We start from the raw sequence: 22,793 nt of genomic DNA on the forward strand, positions 1-22,793 counted from the left end.
TCTTGGAAGAATGCACCATCAATCATGGTTGCAGTTGTGCCTGGGTTGTAGATTGCGATCAAGTTAAGTGCTTGAACCACGTCTGGGCAGTTATGGCAGCTTAAAGATACGAATACATCAAAGTCAGATTTAATGCCTAAGCCTTTAATTGTTGCCAAAACTTCGTCAGATACTTTTGGTGCATAACCAGAAGTTTGTAGCAATGCCAAGATCAGTGATGTGAATTCATGGCCCATAGGAAGGCCCGCAAAGAATACACGCGGTTCTTCACCTGCTTTTGCAATACCAAAGCTAGGCGCACGTTTGTTTGTGCCATCGAAACGAGCAGTCACTAAGTTTGATAATGCAGCAACTTCTTCAACCAATTCTTTGATTTTGTCTGATTTGTCAGAGCCATTTAAAGTGGCAACGATTTCAATTGGACCTTCAAGGCGTTCAAGAAGAGTTTTTAATTGTGCAGAAGTATTTTGATCTAACATTGCTAACGTCTCCAAAGGAGTAAATGTATATTTGATGGGATAAGAATAAGATAAATATAAAAATAGATAAAACAGTTTGTTTTTACAACAATGATCGAAAAATTAGATTTAAATACAAAATAAAAATCTTTTTCAACAACTTAAGGAAAAGGAGACATACCCCGTCTGTCACTAAACGCTCAGATCGACAACACCATAGCCACTGAGCGTGAACAATTTAACTTAAATGTTGCCCAATCCGTTGAATACGGCTTTTTAAATGTGAGGATAAAATAAATAACAGTGCACTCATGGTGAGAAAAAGTACAACAGCAGCCCATAGAACCCAATACACCACAGTACTCAGCACATTTGCCTGTGCAACTTGCTTACTCACACTTTGTGCCATAGGTGTGATAGTTTTATCAAACAATTGATTTTGCATACTCCACAATTGCTCTGGCTTAAAGCCATAACTTAAAAATTGTGGATCATGTTGCTCTGCTTTTATCAGCGCTTGTACATAAGGAATAGCCGTTGCGCGGTCGGCTGGCTGATGCAACAAGGCAGTTTGTGCCAATAGATAATTTTTGACAGGCAAAGCGACGTTTGACTCATTCAAATAATGTGATATTTCACTTTCTTGAATATTTTTATCATAACGAACCAGTTGCTGGTATTCACCATAATGCTCTGATTTTAAATCGTATTGCACATAGGTCAGCCCACTCCAAAGCACAATAAATGCAATAAGCCAACCCACAAATTTCAACACAAAAGATTGAAATCTGACATAAAAAAAGCGAATTTTTCGAAGAAAATGGATCACCAAAAACGACCCTATAAAAGCCACAAAGAGCTTAAGAAACAGCCAACCAAACCATGACAATAGATTCACAAAATAATCAGGTTGCTGACTAAAATTCGCTAGCTGGGCATCAATACTACTTGGTAAATGCAGTTGCTCAACCTGCGTTGTTAAACCAAAGAATCCATATACAAAGTCTTGTTGTACAAATAGACCTATCACTGATGCAATAAAAAAGACAGATGAAGTTATACCCAAAAGCATTAAATTTCGTTGTCGTTTTTTCAGCGTCACTAAGCCCGTTTCTATCTGTTGCGGACGTACTGCATATTCATCTAAGGGAGGCATATATTCTCCTAAGTATCTGACAATATTGCCTTCCTAAGCAGTAAAATGGCATGACCCTTATGCCATTTATAGAATGCTCTTAAGAACTCTTCGAGCCATTTGAGCTAGTTTCAAGCACCAAATGATTCAAATTATCCTGTAAAGCACGTAAACGGATTGTCGCTTCATCACGTTTTTGCATGCCTTCTTTTTGAATCACAATTACATCATTAACTGTTTTAATGAGGGTATTTTGTACATGTTCAAGGGTTTCAATATCAATTACTGAGCGCTGATTGGCTTTGGCGGTATCTACCGAATTTTGATGTAGCAAGTCTGCATTACGTTTTAATAGATCATTGGTCGCATCATCAATCGTATTAGCCAGTTGCACACTATTCTTTTGTTCTTGCAAAGAAATCGCTAGGCTAATTTGGTTTTTCCATGCAGGTAAAGTAATGTTTTTAATCGCATAAAACTTATCAACCAACATCAAATTATTCGACTGAATAATACGAATCATCGGTAAAGTTTGCATGGCTGATTGTTGCAACACTTGCAAATCACTCACGCGTTTTTCCAAATTATTGGCCAAATGGTTTAAATCATAAATTTTTTGCGTAGTGTTCTGATCTTGCTCTAACGCAGTTAAGCTGGCAATTTCTTGCTGAATATCTTGTTGCTTTAATTTACCTGCCGCAACATAGACACCCAACTGCTTATATTCATCTTGTACGCTATTAAACATGCGATCTAAGGTATCTACACGCGCTTTCAAACCGTTCTGCGAACTTTCAATTTCTTTAACCAATGCGTCAATTTGCTCTTTGGTGGTATTAAAGTGCTGATCAAAACTTTGCTTCGCACCCTTAAACTTATTTAATAAGCCACCCAAAAAACCTGAGTTTTTTGATTTATTTAAAATACTACTGGTATTAAGTTGCTGTGCTACTTGCACCACTTGATTCAGCTTTTGACCCGTTGCATCAAGGTCTTTATTTTGTACCAAACTCAAGAGCTCATCAGTATAGGTAGATGTTTTGGTCGCAATATTTTTACCATATTCTGCAACTGCATTATGGTTTATCTCTGCCAGCTCTTTATGTGCAGTCATGACTTCCTGAAAATCAGCCGGCTTTAAACCCATCCCTTGTAAATCGAGCTGTTTAAATTTTTCTTCTACCACGGTTACAGCAGTTGTTGGGTTATCTTCATTTACAAGCAATTGGAGGTTTTCTGGATGTGTCATAGCGCACCTTACTGATTATGATTTAGAGGATTTCTCTAATGATTTTCTTAAATTTTTAATGAGGGCTTCTCGGCTATTATCAAGTTTTTCCAGTGAACTTGTCGAGTTATTCTGCTGGCTTTGTTTCACATGATACTGCCATGCTGGAATCAGCACCTGCTGCGCCTCTTTAAAACGATCCAACAAACTAAAGGATAATTGCTGTGACAAGTGCATTTGCATAATCGCAATATCATTACTGGCCTGCAAGGTTCTTAAGGTTTGAATCTTTTTTGCTAAGCGTTCAGCAAAACTGTCCAATGGCTGTTGATGATGTGCAAAACTAGGATACTCTTGTGCAAATTCCTCAGCCGCCTGAATATATTTTGCCATTTGCTCACGTAAACCTTGTAACTGACTCAAACGTGATTGCGACTTTTGAATTTCAATTTGTAAATGCTGACTGAGCTGATTAGCATCGCTTAAGGTCTGATCTAGCGTTTTATAATAATCAACCTGATTGGAACCAAACTCTAAATCAATACCTAACCATTTTTGTAAACCGTTAAATTTACGTTTTTTAAAGTATTTTTTTGAGTCAGATAATAATTGGATTAATGTTTCAATCTGTTGACTCAATTTTTGTGTCAAATGTGGATCTACACCATTTAAGAGCACTGACTGAGCTTGAATAATTGCATCGGCATAATGATTCAAACGATATTGATCATTTAATATGGGGACCAGCTCGTTACATTTGACCGACAGCGCTTCCTCAGAAGATACGGCTATCTCTGTTAAAGGGACCAACACATCGACTTGAGACATAAATCATTAAACTCAACAAAATCATTTTTATACTAAGGCTTTTAACAGGCTTTTGATGTAGTTTTTTGCAAAACTTCTAACCTTCATTTGAGCTATGCTGTTCCACTATTTTGCCCTTCACCCCTACATTTAAGCACACATAATACTGTCTTAATTCAAGCTCAGCATGTGTTTAGATTTTTCGATTATTTATCGACTTAGCATCGATTTAATTTAATAAAAAATATTCCAATCGTGCACCTATTTTAAAAACACTCTTTTATACTCATATTAAAATAACACTAAAAGAATCATCATGATAACAAACCACTTCAACAATCCAGTAGATTCTACTTTATCTGCAACCAAACGCATGCAACACATCCGCAGGCATTTTCAGGATACTCAAAATCAGCATGAATTTTATATTGCAAATGCTTTTAATACGGTCAATTTAGATCAAAGCTTTACTAGCTTTCAGCGTCTTGATCAATTATTTACAGCCTTTAAAAAACAAGTGGGAACATTGGATATTCAACATAATGCTGAAGCTAGCCAGTTAAACACAGCCTTATGTTACTGGCCAGCCATTTGGGTCAATTTTTAGCTGAGCGCACTGCAAGCACAGAGCAATGGTTCAGTCGTGAAGAACTCAATCAAAATCTTCCTCAAAGCGATGTATCTTTACCTAAATCATATTTATACGACTTTGCATTGGTTTTATCTCATAAAATTGTGTTTCCACTTCTTGTGATACATCAGTATTTTAAACAAGATGACATTGCGCTCAGTTTGAGTCAGCATGTTGAAATAGAATTACTTAATCACACCATCATCAGTGGTGAAAGTCGGCTAAAAATTGCCGAAGAAATGCATGCGCTACAAAAGATGTATCAAAACCAATATCCTCTACCCAATGGAAGCCATTATTTAAAACTAGTAGAAATATCACAACTCGACTATTCCCTTAAAAGCCTTGAACGCTTAGATGATTTAATGCGTGAAATGCGTCAAAACTATATTATTTCTGCAGAAAAATTTTTAACTGAAGAAAGCAATTATTACTTCATTTTATATTTAAGTGGTTATTTAGGCCGAGTTATTGCTCAACATGCAGGAACGTCTTTACGCTGGCTCAATCCAGCACAAGCAAGCCAACTCATAGGACAAGAGATTCAAGCTCAATTACCTACTGCACGTATTGCTCATATTCATAATCGCGTATTTTTTACCACGGGCCATATTTGTGATTTTCTTTTTGCACCGATGATTCAAACCAGTTCAACACAATATGCACAACAGATTATTAACGAGATTTTAAACATACGTAACCCCATGTACCTCGCCCAGCCATCTACTGAAATTGCATATAAAAACTCGCCTTATCATGATGCTTTATACCAAGCTGGGGAATTAATCGCTTACGTTTTTCAATTTATTCATGGTGTTATGCCAAGAACAAACCCTGATGACAACATGACGCCAACCAGTTTTCCGCCAGGTCATACATTTATTAAGCACATGGATGGCCCAGATCAAGGCTTAAAACAATTGGAACAGAATCCTCAAAATTACCCATATAATGTACTTGCCTATGAAATGTATGCATGTTTACCTCATATTCGTACAGATGCTTTTGCTATCCACATACGCCAATACGGCGCACATGCAATGAACTTACAATTGGTGATTCCTTATTTTTCTGTATTTGATTATCGTGGCTTTTCTATTATCCAGCCTTATTTAAATGCCTGCGACGCCATTACTGACAGTGCAATGCCAAATATTTTATCTGCAATGCAAGCCTTATTTGATGGTATAGAGGGCTTTGAAGCACCCCTCCCTACAGAACGAAAAGTTTGGGCCAAGCATTATCAACCACAATTACACCCATATCCGCAAGGTTTTGCTCAAAACTAAATAAAAAAACTCCAGATCATAAATCTGGAGTTTTAGTTTTCACCTAGGCCATACAAGCAGCTTATAAATAGTTGCCTTCCCGTTCTGGCTGGTATAGCACCTTTTCAATTTTTACTTTCATAATGTGACCGTCTGGTTGTGGCCACTCTATTTCTTGACCTTCCGCTAAACCTAAAATTGCAGCGCCAATGGGAGCAATGACATTCACCTGCCCTTTTTCAGCTTTAAAGTCATGTGGATATACCAATGTTATTTCGGTTGCTTCTATTGATGGTGCTATCGTAATTAAAACTTTTGCATTCATGCTAACCACATTAGGTGGTACATCCTGTGGTGCAACTACATCTGCACGTGCTAATTCATCTTCAAGATGTTTCATTGTCAATGTTAGTTCAGACTGATGCTCTAACATTGTTTCTAAACGATGTAGATCTTGTTCAGAAAGAATAATATTAGGTTTATTCATCTATGAAGTTCCTTCAGTTTTATTAGACCACGCCAAGGCAGTGGTCTTCATGTTCTTGTTATCACTCATTCATTTATAACAGAAATATAAAGGTTTAGATAACATTCGAGTTTTTTCATGCCATAAAAAAAGCCCCCTTGAGGGGGCTTTTCTCAAGTATGACTTATTTCGCGTAAACAGGGAATTTAGCGCAAACTGCAGCCACTTTTTCTTTCACTGCAGCAATTACCGCTTCATCACCTTTGCTATCTAAGATGTCAGCAATCCAACCAGCAAGCTCGCGTACTTCAGCTTCGCCGAAACCACGAGTTGTTACAGCTGGTGTACCAATACGGATACCAGAAGTTACGAATGGAGAACGTGGGTCGTTTGGTACAGAGTTTTTGTTCACAGTAATGTGAGCAGCACCTAACCAAGCATCCGCTTCTTTACCTGTAATATCGCCTTGTTTGATTAAAGACAATAAGAACAAGTGGTTTTCAGTACCACCAGAAACAACATCGTAACCGCGAGCGATCAACACTTCAGCCATTGCTTTCGCGTTTTTAACCACTTGTTGTTGGTAAGTTTTGTATTCAGGCGCCATTGCTTCTTTAAAGCAGATCGCTTTAGCCGCTACAGCGTGAACCAATGGACCACCTTGGTTGCCTGGGAATACAGCTGATTGTAATTTTTTCTCAATTTCTTCGTTTGCTTTCGCAAGGATTAAGCCAGAACGTGGGCCACGAAGTGTTTTGTGCGTAGTCGTAGTCGTTACGTCAGCAATTTGTACTGGGCTTGGGTAAACGCCAGCAGCAACAAGACCAGCAACGTGAGCCATATCTACAAATAGGTAAGCGCCAACTTTGTCCGCGATGTCACGGAAACGCTGCCAGTCAACAATTTGGCTGTATGCAGAGAAACCAGCAACGATCATTTTTGGTTTGTGTTCTTCAGCTAGACGTTCAACTTCTTCATAGTCGATTTCGCCAGTTTCAGGGTTTAAACCGTATTGAATTGCATTGTATGTTTTGCCAGAGAAGCTAACTTTTGCACCGTGAGTCAAGTGACCACCGTGAGCCAAGCTCATACCCAATACTGTATCGCCTGGGTTAAGAAGTGCTAAGTAAACAGCAGAGTTTGCTTGTGAACCAGCGTGTGGCTGAACGTTTGCATAGTCAGCGCCGAAAAGTTCTTTAGCACGATCAATCGCTAACTGTTCAATCACGTCTACATATTCACAACCGCCATAGTAGCGTTTGCCTGGGTAGCCTTCAGCATATTTGTTTGTAAGTTTTGAACCTTGTGCTTCCATTACAGCTGGTGAGCAATAGTTTTCAGAAGCGATCAGCTCAATGTGAGCTTCTTGGCGCGCATCTTCGTTCGTGATGGCTTGAGCTAATTCTGGGTCAAATTGAGCAATTGAAGTATTGGCAAACATTAGCGAGGTCCTATGAAATGTAGGGCTTTTAAGCCGTGCTAAGATTGGCGCGTATTGTAGCATGAAGTTTTATAAAGTAGAGAATGAACTTCGTACTGTTTGCAATAAAAAATGCTCATCTTTATTCTAAAAATGAGCATTTCAGTTAAATTAACTTATTGAATTGGCATTAGAGATTGCACATCTTTCACAATATTACCCAAATTTAAAGAATAGGCTGTAATGTGATCCCACTTACTTGTCTCTGGAAGAGCATCATCCGTTTTATAACTAATCGTTGTACCTGCAGGTGCTGACTTCACCAAAGTGTCCGTCACTTGGCGTGGTACAGTTGGATCCAGTGTTCCTTGGTAAATAATAATCGGGGTTTTAATAACGGTTTTGAGTGGCTGTGAACCATTGACCAAAAAGTCCTTTACTTCAGGAACATTCGTCATGAAATCTGTCTGTGTTCGTGGGTAATTTGTCAGATTCATATTGAGTTGAAAATATTGCCCCATTGCCCCACCTAAAGCATCCCCCAATTTATCAGAGCATAGTGATTCTGCTTTTGCAGCAATTAAATCTGTGGGTGATTTAAAGACTTGGTTATATTGCAAATTCGGATACTGATTTTTTAGCCCTGCTGTAATCAAAGATGTAAAAGTATCTAAAGAAGCGAGCGTTTTAATTATTTCTGTTGGATCTGTCATATTTTTAGTAGAACCTTCCCCTAAGGTTAGTACAGAACCAAGGAACGATGCTGGTGCCACAGCAATTGCCCCTTTATAATTGAGTTGTGCACGTGATGCATATTGTGCTGCACCTAAGGCCGCTTGCCCTCCTTGGGAATGTCCAACGACCAGCCATCTATTTTCTGTGGTATTGCCCAGATAATTACGCGCAGCAACCACCGCATCTGTAATTGAAAATGCTTCACTTTTTAAATTTAAAAATGGATGCGGTTCACGGCCACTCGGCTCACCAAGTCCTTCATAATCAGGCGCAACCACTGCATAACCTGCAGCCAAAAGACCTTGTATTAAATATTCATTGCCTTTTAAGCCCTGTTGACTCGGTGCACACATATCTGCCACACCCGTAGTTCCATGTGCCCAAGCAACAATCGGCCATCCCCCTGCAGGTTTAACTGTCTTTGGCGTGAAAACTAGAGCTGTTGCTTGCGTCTCTTTTCCATTTACACCTAACATTTTATACGTCATCAATAACTTGTCTGAACTAACAGACGCTAAAAGATTATCTGCTGTTTGACTAGCATCGGTATAGCCTGTTGTTTTAACCACTGGAGCTACAATATTATTTTTAGGGACTCCATCATCAATGACATAAGTGGACTCACCACCATCACCGCCACCACATGCCGTTAATAAAATAGAACTGCCGATTAACACAGCTAAAACATGTTTTTTCATTTTGAGCCCTTCCTTGTTGTTGTTTTCATCTTCTGATTTTATATATACCCTGTCAGTGCTCACCAACACAAGAGTATTTAAGATCAATGACAGCTTGGCTGTTATAGATCCACGCGCCTTATCAAAATCATCAAAATAATCTGCTCGCATTTAAAATGCTCATTGATCAGATGAGCTGATAAAATCATGTTTGACTAAAGATCTGAATAAATTCCATTCCAGAGCCATCTTTACCGCGCTGATCACTAGCACCTATATGTTGTATTTAGCATCACATTTTTCTAATTTTTTTGTTCGATCTTCTTTTAATTCAATGTACTCAGCTACATTATGCTCAAAAATGCGCAGAGATTGAGTTATATTTTCAGCAAATACTGGGCAATATCAGGTCATTCAGTGCAGTTTGGTTTGTCAGTATTCTCTGCAAATGATAGATTGAGCATATTCATTTTGCTTTTGGATTTGGGCATGCAAGCCATTATTCTTGATACAGAAACACATACATTAAATGGTCAGCCCATTGAAATTGCATACGCTCCAATTGAAATCCAAAATGGCAAACTCAGCTTAGACAAAACAAAAGTTTTTGATCAACTCTATTCAGTTGATGAGCCAATTTCATTTGCGGCAATGGCTGTGCATCATATTTTAGAATCAGACTTGGTTGGTATGCCTCATTACAGTAGTTTTCAGCTGCCGAAAGAAACCAACTATATTATTGGCCATAACATTGATTATGATCTTCGCGCTTTAGAAAAGTGTGGTGTAGATACTTCAAATCTTAAAGCCATTTGTACACTTGCCCTAGCACGTCGTGTGTGGCCAGATGCAGAAGCACATAATATTTCTGCACTCATTTATATGATTAGTAAAGGTAGTGAAAAAGCACGTGAAATGATTCGCAAAGCACACCGTGCGGATATGGATATTATTTTAACAGCAAATATTTTGATGCATATTGTGCACCAACTCAAAATTAATGATTTGGAATCACTTTATACCATTTCAGAAGATGCCCGCATTCCACGTAGTATTAATTTTGGTAAACACCGAGGTACTGCAATTTCCGAACTTCCAGCAGACTATGTACAGTGGCTCATGCGTCAAGAGGATTTAGACCCGTACTTACGTAAAGCTTTGGAAAATTCCTCAGTAAGCACACTATAAAATTGTTAAAAATCAAATAACCATTCATCAAACTGTCATTTTAGTGTAATTTTCACACAATAGGATATGCCTTAATTTATTGGGGGAATAAATTAAGGTATGTCTCGTTTTTATAAAACCGAACTTGGTTTTCGCACCATCAAATTACGTGATTTAGCATTAAATGCCAAACAACGTCGACTCTTGCTACTTATTGGATCAGATGACTTCAATGCAATGAATCCATCAATGCAACATCGAATTGCCACGCCTGAATTAATCCAACAACTATTAGAATTAGGTCTAATACATACTAAAGGATCATTACACACCGCGACAGATACGCCACCGACAATTCAAAATACGTCAACTGAAACACCAATACCAACTTCAGAGCTTCCAAGCCAACTGCATGAACCAGTCATATATAATGATCAAACTTGTGTAATAACGGACACTATGCCACTGAGACGATCTAACTCAAATGACAGTAATCTTGCACGTATGCATGCTTCAAGCTTAAATGAACTAAAAGAGTTTATGACTCAACAGCTTCAACAATATTGCGGACTGATGGCGAAACGATTAATTGAAAAAATTCACAACACACAACATCCCAATGAATTAAAAACGTGCCAAATGCAGTGGATGACGCATTTACAAGAATCACGCATTCAGCCTGCACAGCTCAATATGGCCTTAAAATATGTGAATTCCAGTATGTATACCTTAGCTTCGAATTGAGCCAATCAATTTAACTTTAGCACTTCACTGTTAGAGCTTTTATATTATTTCTTATTTATAAAAGCTCTCATTTTTTATACTTGTGACTGCTGAAAACTTTTAATTTGGCTAAAATAGGATTAATTCTATTCAAATAAGCGAAAGTGGCATTTCATGCTACGACTTAATGCTAATGGGGTTTTATTTTAATATTTGGCATAGATAGCATAGTTTTTTAAGAGCATGACGCATGGCCGTTTTATTTGAGTTTGACCCTTTTGACCATCCGACTCAATTGAGTAAAATTGGTAATTGGGTGATTACCTTTTTAAGCCCTGCTGATGAACAGCAAGACATTCAACTGGCTATTACGTATGTTTTGCCACGACAAGCCAATGATCAATTACAGGCACGTCGTATTATTATCAATAGCACGGCCAATGAACAACGCTGGCTTATTGAAAAAATTGAATGCTTTGACAGTGCTCAAAATACTGAACTTGATTTGTTACCAACAACGCCTGAAGCACAACAAGTCTTAGATACAGTTATTCAAGAATTTGCACGTTATGATGTCCAACTACAGCTCATCAATGAATAAACCAAACTGGCAACACCTATAAACATTAAAAAGCTCCCTACATAGGGAGCTTTTTAATGTTTATTCCACTGATGATTGAATCAATTTAGGCTTCAATCACTTTATAAATACTGGATGAGTTTTGGCTTTCATACAAAAATTCAATGCTGGGTTGAATCATTTCACCATTCACAAAAATATGATCAATATGTTGAAATACGGGTGTGCCAGCCTCAGCTTGCTCCATTAGACGCGTACTCAAAACTGCTTTTGCATCAAGAATTTGGCTATATTGATCTTTCACTTTAATATCAATCATTTTTATCATTTCCCTACTTCCTTCTTCAATTATTAACGTCGTCTAGCTATTTAGGTGTTATATCACATGACAAAAAATCAACCACAAAGAAAATGTTAGATTTCATGGCAATGTAACTTTTCTTAATTTTAAAAATAATATATCAATGACATAGTTTGAATAAATTAATATTGTATGACAATTCTTATATAAATCTGACCCATCAGTTTTCACTTTATATACATTCATATATTAAAAAAGCCCGCACATTGGCGGGCTTTATGTTGGAAGGCTAGTGCTGATTGTATTGTTTGAACTAGCAAACTCAAAACGAGCTGTCATTGATCCGTCCAACTACTTTGTAGCGTCTACTTTATGTTTCGACCTACTGTAAAATCAATATATGCCTGTAACAGATTGCCCGCAAGTAGCTGTGACACTTCCATACATTTGTACAAATAAACAGCAATTGTTTTATTTTCATTTTAAGAGAACAATTGCTTGCTTATTTTTAACTATAATCAATTTGCAAACTGTATATTGACAGCCCTATCTTTAATATTGTGTAGTGAATTTAACCATGTTATCCAAACTTATTTTAAGTGACCTCTATCGCTACTGTGGTAACACCAGTTGGAAGTCGTTTATTAAAAATTATTTGTTTAACCGTGGTTTTAATTTTAGTGTTTGGTTACGTCTTGCCAGTCCTCAATCGCCTTGGCGCAAAGTGACCTACCCTATTTTTTATTATAAAAAGAAGAAATACAGTATAGATATCCACTGTACGACTCAAATTGGCTATGGGCTGTATATCGGACACGGCGGCCCGCTGGTCGTCAACCCGACAACCATTATTGGTAACAATGTCAATCTTTCTCAATTTACGACTATTGGCGCCAATGGTGGCAAACAAGCAGCAATCATTGGAGACAATGTCTATATAGGTCCCAATGTCTGCATCATCAATGATGTCCATATTGGCAATAATGCAACCATTGGCGCAGGCAGTGTCGTCACTAAAGATATTCCTGAAAATGCAACAGCCGTGGGTAACTATGCCAAAGTCATTCATTATAATAATGCTGGAACATCTGTAAATCGGCGCTGGGATATTTAGAAATAAGAAAAGAGCCAATATTGGCTCTTTTTTAAATTTGGTGCGCTCAGCGCGCACCGGAATCTGCTGCTATCATATTGTTTTATATTGATAAAAACAAAAGTCCATTGAGCTTTACCGTAAAAAATACCGTATAAATATTATTTACTTTTTTCATATTGCTAATTTGAAATTTATTGACCAAATTTTGATCCAAATCAGATTTAGTGTATTGAATCACTTAGAAATCTTGTTCAAATCCTAATTCAGGATTTGAAATGATGTACTGATTATATCAATATTAAAAGCACCATAAATAGGAATGATATAACATATCATTTCTTCAATATTCTTTTTTGATGTATCATTCTTTTAGACACATTCAGGGACAAGGTAATGTTTGAAATTATTGATGATTTAAAAAATAAATTAGATCAGCATCGCCCCCTATCACCAGCTATAGTAAAAAATTTACAAGAAGATCTTATTGTACGATGGACCTATCATTCGAATGCAATTGAAGGCAATACACTTACATTGCTAGAAACAAAAGTCGTGTTAGAAGGCATAACTGTCGGTGGGAAGGCATTAAGAGAACACTTCGAGGCAATTAACCATAGAAACGCTATTTATTACGTTGAAGATATTATTCGAAAAGAAGAACCATTTTCTGAATGGCAAATTCGCAATATCCATCAACTCATTTTAAAAAATATTGATGATGATAATGCTGGCCGCTATCGCCAACAAAATGTCCTAATCTCTGGTGCCACGTCTACCCCGCTTGATTACACATTATTAAATGACAAGATGGCTCAGCTAGTTGATTGGTATAGTAATGACGCACATAAATTTCATCCTATCGAACGTGCAGCCAAAGTACATGCTGATTTTGTAGGTATTCATCCATTCATTGATGGCAATGGCCGTACATCACGTCTATTGATGAATCTTGAATTGCTTAAAGCTGGTTATCCCCCTTGTGTAATAACAGTTGAAAACCGATTGGCCTACTATGAGGCCCTAGATCAATGGATGGCTTATGGAAAAACTGAAGCATTTATCCAGTTGGTTTCTGAAGCTGTACTTGAAGGATTTAAACCTTATCAAGTTGTATTGGGCATTTAATCGGCTTGATCGGTGTATTGATCCCTAGTACTAGATACCATCCACAATTGCATCTAAAATCATTTGTAAAATAAACTCATTAGATGCTGTAACACTGAAGATATGAGCGGTACAAAGAATATCGCTAGTGACTCATAAATCCGTGGTGATTTACTCAATCAATTTCAATCTGATGAGCGAACAGATTCTGTCTATACTGAGTTGTACGACACTATAGGCTGTAAATCAAAAACCTTTAGACTCAGCATTAAAAGCTTTTTTAATAGTTTTTCCTCCAAATCTATCCAATAAGATTTGATCTACAACATTTAGTTCAATAATACTCAACGCAGCATCTACCCCAAAGTACCCGAAATGCAACTGTCATCAATTTGTAATAAAAATCGATTATATCTCGTGTGATAATGCAACTTTTATTTGCGAGTTTATAAATGTCAGACAAAATCAGCTTAAACTATTTAAATGAACTCATTCGTAATGCTGAGAAAAAAGATAAAAAAATTGACAAGATCTTATTAGGCTATAAGGCGTATTATTTTTTTATGTCTGACAGCGAATTCCATAAAGAAGTCACTAACTCTGCCCTTTCACCAAGTAAACGTAAATATAAAGACTATAAAATCAAAGTGACTCAGGACGAATATCAAATTGATTTAAAATTTCAGGAAAAATAAGCAGGATTGCTCTAATTCTCAGGTTTAAACTCTTTATTTATTGACAGCCATGATGATTAAAGCATCAAAAAAGACAATCTAGACATTAGATGACCTGTTGTACTTAAGATCGTTACCCGCCAATTCAGCATCATCTGATACAATCAAAATAACGGTTCACGTATCCTGTGAACTCCTGTTTTCTGACCAAATAGCACTCCGATAGTGTCCTCTTAAAATTTATTGGACACTAACGTGGTATTAATGAGTTAGAAAAGTGGGGCTCAGCGGATGCTTACGATTAAACAAACGATCGAGCCATCCGTTACCCTGCTCACACCATGACGAATCAGCTTTAAAGATTACGCTGATTGACTCGTTTAGACAGTTCTTCAGCCGATTCTTTTCGCTCCGAATAACGGTTGGTCAAATAGGCACTCTGACCGCGAGTCAGCAAAGTAAACTTGTATAGCTCTTCCATTACATCAACAATACGATCATATAGCGATGAAGGCTTCATCCGTCCTTCCTCATCAAACTCCAAAAAGGCTTTAGGAACAGAAGACTGATTTGGAATCGTGATCATCCGCATCCAGCGCCCAAGAATTCGCATCTGGTTTACACTGTTAAAAGACTGTGATCCACCGCTCACCTGCATCAAAGCCAGTGTTTTACCCTGCGTAGCACGAATTGCTCCTGCAGCAAGTGGAATCCAATCAATCTGTGCTTTGAAGATTGAGCTCATCGAACCATGCCGCTCAGGCGAACACCAAACCATGCCTTCAGACCAAGCCAACAATTCATGCAGCTCTTTAACCTTTGGATGTTCCAGATCCCCATCTTCAGGTAAAGGTAAACCTTTGGGATGAAAGATTTTAACCTCACAACCAAAACGCTCAAGAATTCGCCCAGCTTCCATCACAGCTAGGCGGCTATATGAACGCTCTCTGTTTGAGCCATATAGCAATAAGATACGTGGTGGGTGACTTAGTTCTTTAGCCTGCACTTCCGCAAAAGTTGGTGTCGGTAAAAGATCAGATTCAAGATTAGGGAGTGTCATCTTTGCCTCTTAAGAATTTGGATAATATTTTTTCTTCAGCCACAAGGATACGCTAACCAGTGCAATCAGCACGGGCACTTCAACCAATGGGCCAATAATCGTAGTAAAGGCAATTGGTGAAGCCAAACCAAAGGTAGCAATCGCAACGGCCAACGCTAACTCAAAATTGTTACCTGCTGCGGTAAATGAAATTGCGGTGGTTTTGGGATAGTCATTCCCCATCCACTTACTCATGAAAAAGCTGACAAAGAACATCACGACAAAGTAAAGCGTCAATGGAATTGCAATCCGCAACACATCCATTGGCAAACTCACTACATCACCGCCTTTCAAGCTAAACATGGCTACAATGGTGAATAACAAGGCCAATAAGCTGAGTGGACCAATTTTGGGTAGAAACTGATTCTGATACCAGTCCAGACCTTTGGCTTTCACTAAAGATAGACGCGTCAGGAAGCCCATCAGGAATGGAATCCCCAAGTAGATAAGGACAGCATTGGCAATGGTCCAGAAATCAACATTGATGACATTCCCTTCTATCCCAAAAAATGGCGGCAGATAGGTCAGGAAGAACCAGGCATAACTGCTAAAGAACAGAATCTGAAAAATGCTGTTAAATGCGACCAATGCAGCACCGTATTGATTGTCCCCGCATGCCAGTCCATTCCAGATCAGTACCATGGCAATACAACGCGCCAAGCCAATCAGAATCAGACCTGTCATGTATTCTGGGTAATCACTCAAGAAGACTATCGCCAATACAAACATCAGCACTGGCGCAATCAGCCAGTTCTGAATCAGAGAGAGCGCTAATGTTTTTTTATCCTGAAATACTTTGGGCAAAGCTGCATAATCTACTTTGGCTAATGGTGGATACATCATCAAAATCAAACCAATCGCAATTGGCAAGTTGACTGAATTTACACTCATTGCGTCCAATGCGACGGATGCTTGTGGAAATACCACCCCAATCGCAACACCCAGTGCCATGGCCACAAAAATCCATAGCGTCAGGTTGCGATCCAAAAAGGATAATCCTGGTTTAGACATGATCTGCTCGCTTAAAGATGGGAAATTTGATTAATTTCAGCAATAAGCTGAGGACGGCTCATGTGATGGGTATCTAATGCAAAAAGTGCATCTAAGCGTTTGTTGATATGTTCTACAGTACTTAAAAATGCCTGTAATTTTTCTTGTTCAGGCAAATCTAAATGTGATGGATCAGATAGACCCCAATGTGCTTTGATTGCTCCTCCTAAATACAACGGACAAGCTTCTTGTGCTGCCGCATCACACACGGTGATGACGACATCGGGCTGATACTGTTCACAGGCATCAATCGTTTTACTCGACAAACCTTCGGTAGACAAACCCAGGTTCTGTAAAGTCTGAATGGTTAACGGATGAACTTGGCCAGAAGGTTTACTTCCAGCGCTATAAGCTACCCAACCTTCAGGCGCTCGACTATTAAACAGAACTTCAGAAAGAATACTGCGACAACTGTTACCCGTGCACAGAAACAAAAATTTCATAAAAACTTACTCGCAATGGCTCTGAATCGATAGAGCTGAGGGATCAAATAACACGGGAACATTGCTACGTTTAAGTGTATTCAGAATTTCAAAGCACCATTCAGGTAGTTGTGGGTTAAGACTGTAATACACCCACTGCTTTTGCCGACGGTCATTCAGCAAACCACTTGATCTTAACAGGGCTAAATGCCGTGAAATTTTTGGTTGGCTTAACTGGAGTTTATCTGTCAAATCACAAACACATTGCTCTTCGTTTTCTGCGATAAGCATGACAATACTGAGACGTGTTTCATCAGATAAACATTTAAAAAACTGAACGTGGTCCATAACTGCTCCCATTCTATTATGCAAATATACACATATCCATATATTCAGTAAAGAGTACTCATTATAAAAGTATACCCATATCCGTATATGCTTGCCAGAAAGGGAAAAATTTAAAACTTCTTAACATCTCAAGACACAAATAAAAAAGACCCGTGGCTTATGCCACAGGTCTTTTTTACAGTTTTCCACATACACTTATTTATTTTTTTCAATCAACTCCACAATGGCTTGTGGTTCCAAAACTTTGCCACTTGAAACGATTTGATTATCTATGATCAGACCTGGCGTACTTAACAACCCTGTTTCAGCAATTTGCATCATATCAGTTACATATTCAATTTCTGCCTGAACACCCGTACTTTTTACAGCTTCTTCAGTTGCAGCCAATAAGGCTTTGCATTTACGACAACCTGTTCCTAAAACTTTAATTTGCATCTTTATTCTCCACACTTTTTATAAAAACCAATAACCCAAAGTATTCAGGCTATAACCAACAATCAAGATTCCCACAAAAACAATCCCTACAAACAGGCTCAATAAACGGGTTTTCACCACTTGTTTTAACAAGATTAGCGATGGCAGAGAAAGTGCGGTGACCGCCATCATAAACGCTAAAACCGTCCCCAAGCCAACGCCTTTAGTCACAAGTGCTTCTGCAATCGGCAAGGTGCCAAAGATATCCGCATACATTGGCATTCCGACAATCGTGGCAATCAGTACGGAATACCAGTGTTCCTGACCAAGTAAGGCGGTAATCCACTGCTCAGGAATCCAGTTATGAATTGCCGCACCAATCCCGACACCTATCAAGACATAAAGCCAAACCTTACTAAAAATGTCTGTCACCTGTTCCCAAGCAAATGTACGCCGCTCTTTTGCAGTCATGCTGAAATCTTCATCGTCACCTGAGATTGTTTGATGATGAGTCACAAATTCAGCCACATACTTTTCCATTTTCAAGTAGCTGATTAATGACCCGCCGATGACTGCCAGCACTAATCCAAGTAACACATAGACCAATGCAATTTTCCAGTTAAAGATACTCGCCAATAAAATAATTGAAGCCAAGTCAACAAGTGGTGATGAAATCAGAAAGGAAAAAGTGACGCCTACCGGAAGTCCTGCACGGGTAAAACCAATAAACAACGGAATGGAAGAACATGAACAAAATGGCGTAATAGTACCGAGTAATGCCCCCATGATATTGGCTTTGATTCCTGTCATCCGACCTAAAATCAGCCGAGTACGTTCTGGAGGGAAATAGCTTTGAATATAAGATAGTGTATAGATCAACACTGAAAGCAGAATAAAGATCTTGAATACATCATAAATATAGAAATGGACACTACCACCCAACCGGGTTGCAACGGATAAACCAAATACATTTTCAACGAACCAGCGCACCCCATCCGAGAGCCAGGTCATTTTAAGTAGAACATCATTTAACCAAGCAAAAATTGCGACAATGTTCTCCATTTAGATCTCCTGCTTTACACTGATACAAAGTCCAACAGCGTTAGGGGTTTCACCTTTTATTTTAAGCGTCTGCCTTGCTCATCAATGATGACTTCACCATCTTCTTTAGCGAAAGCTTTTAATTGCGGCAAAGGTAGAATATCTAGCACTACTTCAGATGGGCGACATAAACGAGTGCCCAAATCTGTCACGACCAAAGGACGGTTAATCAGGATGGGATGTTCAAGCATAGCATCAAGCAATTGCTCATTTGTCCAGTTCGCATCGTCTAAATTAAGTTCAGTATAAGCATCTACATTTTTGCGTAACACATCACGAACACTTAAACCAGAGTCCTGAATCATTTTAATCAGCTGATCTTTTGATGGTGGCGTAATCAGATATTCAATTACTTCTGGTTCGATCCCCGTGTTGCGAATAAGCGCCAAAGTGTTACGAGACGTGCCACAGGCAGGATTATGGTAAATTTGAACTTTTGGCATTTGATCCATGAGTATAATCTCTTAAACAGACAGCTTTTTATATATGAATATTCAAATATACGCAATATGGAATATATGATTAACTACAAGTACCAATAAATAAGAAAAGCTCCTGAATCAATCAAAAACCTCCCATTTAGGTATTTCTGAAACGGTATCAATTAAATTAAGAAGCTAAAGCTTCTTTTCTGATTCTCAACTCACATTAGGAACATCCCTCATCTAACAAACTGCTCCTAGTCAAATAAAGGATATTCCTCCCCTCACCCTCTGCTATAGCAAGAGTTTTTCCCACAATTGGAACCTGATCTGCTATCTGTTGAATAAAATGATTGGGCGAAATGCCATACAGATCCTGTGTTTGCGAATAAAGATTATCCCAGTGCTGATTCATATCGTTTCCCAATGATTGAAAAAATTAAGCTGTGAATTCTTTAAATGCTTCCAATGCATTAGCGGCATACATCAATGAAGGACCGCCCCCCATATAAACTGCAACACCAAGCACTTCCTCTAATTCTTGCAATGTCATTCCCATTTTGACTAGGGTTCTGACATGAAAACCTATACATCCATCACATCGTGCTGCAACACCAATCGCTAAGGCAATCAGTTCTTTTGTTTTAGGATCAATAACACCATCTCGCATTGCAACTTGTGACAATTGATTAAAACTTTTCATTAAATCAGGAGAATCCTGCGCTAATGTCTTTAAACTGCCTGAAATATTTTGAGTTAATTCTTTGTACTTCATGATTTTCTCACTTGAATGTCCATAAACTTAAGTTAGACTTAAAATAGAAATCTAGTTATTTCTCTACTGGATAACCCTGCTCTAGCCATGCTTGGAATCCACCCTGAACAGATTTCACCTGAGTAAATCCCATATTCTGTAAAGTATCTGTAGCCAGAGCTGATCGGCCACCCGTCCCACAAATCAAATAAATCGGCTGATCTTTAAGATATTCTAGTGCTTGCAAGGTATCGCAATGATGGCTCGCCACAGGATGCTGGTGAATTCTCATTTCTAAAACACCACGAGGATAATTCACGGCTCGGTCTATCGCTGCCGCCTGAAATTCATCCGGTTCCCGAACATCAATCAGAATGGTTTTATGGTTTTTCATGGCTTCAAGTAAGCCGTCTACCGTCACTTCTTGAATTCGGTTTTTTGCCATTGAAATTAATTGTTCTGCTGTTTTCATTACTCTTTACCTCTTCCGATCTTTAGAAATCTGGTCTCTGATTAAATATTCATGTCTTTAAAATGCAGTTTTTAAATTTGGCTCTAATCTCTTGCTTGTATTAAGTTATGATGACTGTAGAAATTAAATAAAATGCTACGCTTATGACAGTTATAGCAAAAACCTTTTGGATTTGACTATTCTTAACTAAAGGCATCAAACTTCGACCAATCAACATCCCAGCCATGCAAGCTAAAACGAAAGTCAGCGTGACCGAAACGGGGTATTGAAAACCATCTAAAATATGAGCTGAAATGCTGACACCACCTATCAGGAAAATAATCATCAACGAGGTCGCAACAATACTGCGCATATCAAGATCAGTTACTTTACTCAGTACTGGAACAATCACGAATCCCCCACCTACCCCAAGCAAACCAGTCAATAAACCTGCCACGACACCAATGGCACCGAGAGACAATGCAGTTTTCATGTTCCAAATCAGACGACCAGTTGTTTGGTTAACTTTACACAGCACACCTGTATGGTCATTCACTTTTTTAAAAAAAATCCGGTAAGCAACCACGAGCATGACTAAACTGAATGCTAAGGTAAGCCATACAGGAGAAATTATTCCTCCCAGATGCACACCATAACGTGCTGAAGGAATGCTAATCAGTGCAATCCAAAGCGCAGCCCGATAGCGTACTATCTTCTTAAATAAGCCTTCAAATGTTCCAACCAAGGCAGATAAAGTGACTGCAAGCAAGCCAACAGGTGCAGCTTGTGCGACCGTCCATCCTTGACTTGCCATCAGTGCGGGTACGGCCAGAATGCCACCACCAGCACCGGTTAACCCAAGCAAACCACCGATGGCCAGTCCTTCAAGTATTAGCATCCACATCGCTAGTGCCCCCCTCTATTACCAAACCAATTAAACAAAACTTGTTGTTTAATCTTAAAATTTGCCTATTTGAAGTAATTCAGTGGAAGTTTTAAATAAGAAACACCATTCTCTTCGGGTTCAGGGAATTGTCCTGCTTTCATATTGATCTGTATCGAAGGTAAAATCAGCTTGGGCATACTTAAACCCGCATCGCGCTTATTACGCATTTCAACAAAATCATCTTTGGTCGTGCCGTCGTGAATATGGATATTCTGATTTTTTTGAGTCTGAATATCCGTTTCACACATATAGGTATCGCGCTTTTCTGGCAAATAATCATGGCAGAGAAATACACGTGTTTTCTCAGGCAGTTGATACAAACTTTGTATTGAATCAAAAAGGATTGATGCGCTTCCCTTCGGGAAATCACAGCGCGCTGTTCCATAATCTGGCATGAATAAGGTATCACCCACAAACACGGCATCACCCATGACATAACTCAGGCAAGCAGGCGTATGTCCCGGTGTTGGAATGTTATAGGCTTTCAATGTTCCGATTTGGAACGACTCATGATCTTCAAATAAATAATCAAAGAGCTGCTGGGCATTCCATTGTTTAATATCCAGATGATAAATCGCACCAAAGGTTTCCTGTACCACGGAAATCTTCTGGCTCATGGCAATTTTGCCACCTAGTTTTTCTTTGAGATATTGCGCAGCTGTTAGATGATCAGCATGGACATGGGTTTCGAGAATCCACTCGACCGTTAAATCCTGCTCTTTAACATACGCAATAATCTTATCGGCATGAATAGTTGAGGTACTTGCCGATGCCGGATCGTAATCCAGAACGCTATCAATAATGGCGCAGGCATTGGTCGCAGGATCACGTACAACATAACTGAAGGTATTGGTATCTTCGTGAAAAAAATCTTTTACTATAGGTAAGTTTGACATCATTAAGCTCCTGACCATTTACGGTGAATCCATACACCCACCAGCATTGCTACAATAAAATAGAGCACTTGATAGTGGCCCAAACCGATCAAGGTGAAACTTGGCGCCGGACAGATGCCGGCAATGCCCCAACCTGCACCAAATAAAACCGCACCCGTCATCAGTTTCTTATCTATCTGATTATTTTTAGGCAAATCAATAGGCTCATTAAATACTGTTTTCGGTTGTGCCGTACGTAATGCTTTCTGGAAAGGAATAAAGGCCACTGCAATCGCGCCCATCATGACAAAGGCCAGACTGGCATCCCAATCACCAAACAGATCCAGAAAGTCGAGTACCTTTTCAGGATTGGACATGCCCGACACCATCAGCCCCACAGAGAACAGAGCACCAAATAAAAAGGCAAACACATTTTTCATT

Annotated in this window: 27 protein-coding genes and 1 pseudogene; 8 read left to right on the plus strand and 20 right to left on the minus strand. The window is 38.7% G+C overall.

Annotated features, from left to right (window positions below; all coding sequences use genetic code 11):
• The 4 genes and pseudogenes from DYI81_RS15780 to DYI81_RS15795 form a co-directional block, all read right to left on the minus strand.
• Nucleotides 1-479 (minus strand): annotated as a pseudogene (locus DYI81_RS15780) (alkyl hydroperoxide reductase subunit F); the annotation flags it as partial.
• A 217-nt stretch (nucleotides 480-696) separates the two neighbouring features.
• The gene (locus tag DYI81_RS15785) at nucleotides 697-1,614 is read right to left on the minus strand and encodes a hypothetical protein (protein ID WP_106986384.1); all 918 of its coding nucleotides are present in this window, start codon (nucleotides 1,612-1,614) and stop codon (nucleotides 697-699) included.
• A 79-nt stretch (nucleotides 1,615-1,693) separates the two neighbouring features.
• A complete protein-coding gene (locus DYI81_RS15790) occupies nucleotides 1,694-2,842 on the minus strand; it encodes a toxic anion resistance protein (RefSeq protein WP_106986385.1) in 1,149 nt (382 codons plus the stop codon).
• Nucleotides 2,843-2,857: 15 nt separating this feature from the next.
• Nucleotides 2,858-3,649, minus strand: a complete 792-nt coding sequence (locus DYI81_RS15795) for a tellurium resistance protein (RefSeq protein WP_106986386.1) — start codon at nucleotides 3,647-3,649, stop codon at nucleotides 2,858-2,860.
• 295 nt (nucleotides 3,650-3,944) lie between these two features.
• Here DYI81_RS15795 and DYI81_RS18160 point away from each other — a divergent pair, with 295 nt between their 5' ends.
• Together DYI81_RS18160 and DYI81_RS15800 are read left to right on the plus strand one after the other, a co-directional pair.
• Nucleotides 3,945-4,235 carry a hypothetical protein gene (locus DYI81_RS18160; protein ID WP_227865882.1) on the plus strand — a complete coding sequence of 97 codons (291 nt, stop codon included), beginning with the start codon at nucleotides 3,945-3,947 and terminating at the stop codon, nucleotides 4,233-4,235.
• Entirely contained in the window at nucleotides 4,202-5,548 is a 1,347-nt protein-coding gene (locus tag DYI81_RS15800) for a hypothetical protein (RefSeq protein WP_240627440.1), read from the plus strand. The genes DYI81_RS18160 and DYI81_RS15800 overlap by 34 nt, the downstream gene beginning before the upstream one ends.
• Nucleotides 5,549-5,609: 61 nt before the next feature.
• On the opposite strand, the gene rnk is transcribed toward DYI81_RS15800, so the two are convergent.
• From rnk to DYI81_RS15815, 3 genes are all read right to left on the minus strand, one after another.
• Nucleotides 5,610-6,014 (minus strand): nucleoside diphosphate kinase regulator, encoded by a 405-nt coding sequence (rnk, locus tag DYI81_RS15805; protein ID WP_106986387.1) that lies wholly within the window; start codon nucleotides 6,012-6,014, stop codon nucleotides 5,610-5,612.
• A gap of 163 nt (nucleotides 6,015-6,177) precedes the next feature.
• Nucleotides 6,178-7,434, minus strand: coding sequence for a serine hydroxymethyltransferase (gene glyA / locus DYI81_RS15810; RefSeq protein ID WP_106986388.1), 1,257 nt, complete (start codon nucleotides 7,432-7,434; stop codon nucleotides 6,178-6,180).
• Nucleotides 7,435-7,589: 155 nt separating this feature from the next.
• Nucleotides 7,590-8,846, minus strand: coding sequence for an alpha/beta fold hydrolase (locus DYI81_RS15815; RefSeq protein ID WP_106986411.1), 1,257 nt, complete (start codon nucleotides 8,844-8,846; stop codon nucleotides 7,590-7,592).
• Between the two features lie 468 nt (nucleotides 8,847-9,314).
• Between DYI81_RS15815 and DYI81_RS15820 the strand changes: the two genes are divergently transcribed.
• The 3 genes from DYI81_RS15820 (at nucleotide 9,315) to DYI81_RS15830 (ending at nucleotide 11,316) form a co-directional block, all read left to right on the plus strand.
• The gene (locus DYI81_RS15820) at nucleotides 9,315-10,013 is read left to right on the plus strand and encodes an exonuclease domain-containing protein (protein ID WP_106986412.1); all 699 of its coding nucleotides are present in this window, start codon (nucleotides 9,315-9,317) and stop codon (nucleotides 10,011-10,013) included.
• 99 nt (nucleotides 10,014-10,112) lie between these two features.
• Nucleotides 10,113-10,736, plus strand: a complete 624-nt coding sequence (locus tag DYI81_RS15825; RefSeq protein ID WP_117008070.1) for a hypothetical protein — start codon at nucleotides 10,113-10,115, stop codon at nucleotides 10,734-10,736.
• A gap of 229 nt (nucleotides 10,737-10,965) precedes the next feature.
• The gene (locus DYI81_RS15830) at nucleotides 10,966-11,316 is read left to right on the plus strand and encodes a hypothetical protein (RefSeq protein ID WP_106986390.1); all 351 of its coding nucleotides are present in this window, start codon (nucleotides 10,966-10,968) and stop codon (nucleotides 11,314-11,316) included.
• Between the two features lie 85 nt (nucleotides 11,317-11,401).
• On the opposite strand, the gene DYI81_RS15835 is transcribed toward DYI81_RS15830, so the two are convergent.
• Entirely contained in the window at nucleotides 11,402-11,623 is a 222-nt protein-coding gene (locus tag DYI81_RS15835) for a hypothetical protein (RefSeq protein WP_106986391.1), read from the minus strand.
• 550 nt (nucleotides 11,624-12,173) lie between these two features.
• On the opposite strand from DYI81_RS15835, the gene DYI81_RS15840 reads away from it, so the two are divergent.
• The 3 genes from DYI81_RS15840 to DYI81_RS15850 all read left to right on the plus strand — a co-directional run bounded on the left by DYI81_RS15840 (nucleotide 12,174) and on the right by DYI81_RS15850 (nucleotide 14,491).
• Nucleotides 12,174-12,710, plus strand: a complete 537-nt coding sequence (locus DYI81_RS15840) for a DapH/DapD/GlmU-related protein (protein ID WP_117008071.1) — start codon at nucleotides 12,174-12,176, stop codon at nucleotides 12,708-12,710.
• Between the two features lie 375 nt (nucleotides 12,711-13,085).
• Nucleotides 13,086-13,817, plus strand: coding sequence for a Fic family protein (locus DYI81_RS15845; RefSeq protein ID WP_106986393.1), 732 nt, complete (start codon nucleotides 13,086-13,088; stop codon nucleotides 13,815-13,817).
• Between the two features lie 431 nt (nucleotides 13,818-14,248).
• On the plus strand, nucleotides 14,249-14,491 hold the full coding sequence (locus tag DYI81_RS15850; protein ID WP_004755870.1) for a hypothetical protein: 243 nt from the start codon (nucleotides 14,249-14,251) through the stop codon (nucleotides 14,489-14,491).
• A 334-nt stretch (nucleotides 14,492-14,825) separates the two neighbouring features.
• On the opposite strand, the gene arsH is transcribed toward DYI81_RS15850, so the two are convergent.
• From arsH to DYI81_RS15915, 12 genes are all read right to left on the minus strand, one after another.
• Nucleotides 14,826-15,530, minus strand: a complete 705-nt coding sequence (gene arsH / locus DYI81_RS15855; RefSeq protein ID WP_106986394.1) for an arsenical resistance protein ArsH — start codon at nucleotides 15,528-15,530, stop codon at nucleotides 14,826-14,828.
• Nucleotides 15,531-15,539: 9 nt separating this feature from the next.
• On the minus strand, nucleotides 15,540-16,580 hold the full coding sequence (arsB, locus tag DYI81_RS15860; RefSeq protein WP_004988470.1) for an ACR3 family arsenite efflux transporter: 1,041 nt from the start codon (nucleotides 16,578-16,580) through the stop codon (nucleotides 15,540-15,542).
• An 11-nt stretch (nucleotides 16,581-16,591) separates the two neighbouring features.
• Complete coding sequence (locus tag DYI81_RS15865) at nucleotides 16,592-17,062, minus strand: arsenate reductase ArsC (RefSeq protein ID WP_004988474.1); 471 nt, start codon at nucleotides 17,060-17,062, stop codon at nucleotides 16,592-16,594.
• A 6-nt stretch (nucleotides 17,063-17,068) separates the two neighbouring features.
• Nucleotides 17,069-17,389, minus strand: a complete 321-nt coding sequence (locus DYI81_RS15870) for a metalloregulator ArsR/SmtB family transcription factor (RefSeq protein WP_004988477.1) — start codon at nucleotides 17,387-17,389, stop codon at nucleotides 17,069-17,071.
• Between the two features lie 195 nt (nucleotides 17,390-17,584).
• A complete protein-coding gene (locus DYI81_RS15875) occupies nucleotides 17,585-17,824 on the minus strand; it encodes a thioredoxin family protein (protein ID WP_004988479.1) in 240 nt (79 codons plus the stop codon).
• Nucleotides 17,825-17,842: 18 nt separating this feature from the next.
• The gene (locus tag DYI81_RS15880; RefSeq protein ID WP_117008072.1) at nucleotides 17,843-18,865 is read right to left on the minus strand and encodes a permease; all 1,023 of its coding nucleotides are present in this window, start codon (nucleotides 18,863-18,865) and stop codon (nucleotides 17,843-17,845) included.
• Between the two features lie 56 nt (nucleotides 18,866-18,921).
• Nucleotides 18,922-19,356: an arsenate reductase (glutaredoxin) gene (arsC, locus tag DYI81_RS15885; protein ID WP_004988483.1), complete on the minus strand. Its 435-nt coding sequence runs from the start codon at nucleotides 19,354-19,356 to the stop codon at nucleotides 18,922-18,924.
• Between the two features lie 409 nt (nucleotides 19,357-19,765).
• On the minus strand, nucleotides 19,766-20,101 hold the full coding sequence (locus DYI81_RS15895; RefSeq protein ID WP_004988488.1) for a carboxymuconolactone decarboxylase family protein: 336 nt from the start codon (nucleotides 20,099-20,101) through the stop codon (nucleotides 19,766-19,768).
• A gap of 55 nt (nucleotides 20,102-20,156) precedes the next feature.
• Complete coding sequence (locus tag DYI81_RS15900; RefSeq protein WP_004988491.1) at nucleotides 20,157-20,552, minus strand: rhodanese-like domain-containing protein; 396 nt, start codon at nucleotides 20,550-20,552, stop codon at nucleotides 20,157-20,159.
• A gap of 100 nt (nucleotides 20,553-20,652) precedes the next feature.
• A complete protein-coding gene (locus DYI81_RS15905; RefSeq protein ID WP_117008074.1) occupies nucleotides 20,653-21,435 on the minus strand; it encodes a sulfite exporter TauE/SafE family protein in 783 nt (260 codons plus the stop codon).
• 65 nt (nucleotides 21,436-21,500) lie between these two features.
• The gene (locus DYI81_RS15910; protein WP_117008075.1) at nucleotides 21,501-22,373 is read right to left on the minus strand and encodes an MBL fold metallo-hydrolase; all 873 of its coding nucleotides are present in this window, start codon (nucleotides 22,371-22,373) and stop codon (nucleotides 21,501-21,503) included.
• Nucleotides 22,374-22,375: 2 nt separating this feature from the next.
• The gene (locus DYI81_RS15915; protein ID WP_117008076.1) at nucleotides 22,376-22,792 is read right to left on the minus strand and encodes a DUF6691 family protein; all 417 of its coding nucleotides are present in this window, start codon (nucleotides 22,790-22,792) and stop codon (nucleotides 22,376-22,378) included.
• Nucleotide 22,793 lies beyond the last annotated feature (1 nt).

The organism is Acinetobacter sp. SWAC5, assembly GCF_003419885.1.
Classification (GTDB): Bacteria; Pseudomonadota; Gammaproteobacteria; order Pseudomonadales; family Moraxellaceae; genus Acinetobacter; species Acinetobacter cumulans.